The organism is Porcipelethomonas ammoniilytica (assembly GCF_025567485.1).
Taxonomy (GTDB): Bacteria; Bacillota; Clostridia; order Oscillospirales; family Ruminococcaceae; genus Porcipelethomonas; species Porcipelethomonas ammoniilytica.
Window position 1 is genome coordinate 4,686 of the sequence record NZ_JAOQKH010000038.1, and the last position, 1,200, is coordinate 5,885.

Annotated in this window: 1 protein-coding gene; it reads right to left on the reverse strand. The window is 40.7% G+C overall.

All coding sequences use genetic code 11. From position 1 onward, the window contains the following. Positions 1-1,200, reverse strand: a 1,200-nt coding sequence (locus OCV67_RS12630) for a helicase C-terminal domain-containing protein (RefSeq protein WP_262644639.1), incomplete at both ends; no start/stop codon positions are given.

Consider the following 1,200-nt stretch of genomic DNA (forward strand, 5'->3'; position numbering starts at 1 on the left):
ATTAATGGCATTGTCAATTCTGGTAAGATTTCCTGTATCACTGCTGCTAAGAGTGATTCTGTAGCTGCCGTTACCCTTAATGTCCATTTTTATGTCGTTTGACAGTGCGTCAAAGAAAATTTCCATACTAAATCCTCTGTACTGTCCGATCTCAGTTCTTGCATTTGGGTTTCCGGTAAGAGCTTTTGCAGCAGCTTCTATCAGAGCAGTTCCGGCTTCTTTTTTGTCTGCATAAGTCTGACCGTTTATTGTCATTCCGGAGAATATAACATTTCTTTCGATATCACGCTTCAGAGGATTTTGCTCGGTAATTTTTGAATCAGCCAGAACGGCATTTAAATTTTCTTTTGCTTTTGCAATACTTTCGGGAATATGCTTTAAAACATTGTCCTCAAGCTTATAACGCTGATTCAGATATGCCGATTTTAAAGTCTGAAGCTTGTGAACTTCTATATCAATTTCCATTTTTTCATGGATAAGCGGATTACCTGCACAAAGTGCTTTGACCTCTGCAAATTCCATTTCCGACTGTGAAACATCCTCGCAGACTCTCACAGGATTTTTGCTTGTCATGATCTGAGAAATAAAGCCTTGCTTAGTTTCAAGGGTTTGGAAACGATATGCGTCAAAGGTATCCTTTGTAACGTAAATGTACTCGTGAACCTTGTCGTTCATATTTCCCTGACGTTTCATACGTCCTAAACGCTGCTCCATGTCACGGGGTTTCCAGGGTGCGTCAAGATGGTGCATAGCATAAAGCTTGTTTTGAATGTTAGTTCCTGCACCCATTTTCTGCGTTGAACCCAGAACAATGCGTATTTCTCCGTTTCTTACCTTGTCAAAAAGACGTTCCTTATCCTGCGGCTTCTCATAATCGTGAATAAAAGCGATTTCATTTTCAGGGATTCCGTTAGCGATAAGCTTGGATTTTACATCATCATACAAATTAAAAGCGTCTTTCTTAGGCGTGGAATAATCACAGAAAATAACCTGAGTGAGACGTTCGCCCGCTGTCTTTTTCCAGATATCGGTTACATTGTTTACGCACATATTGATCTTAGTGTTGGGTTCATCGGGAAGCAGAGGATTTATAAGTCTCTGATCGAGACCGATTTTAATTCCGTCGGTGGTAACCTTAAGCATATTGTCAACATCGGGAGTGACCTGCTTGTTGTGAATCTTTTCCGCACGTTCCGACAG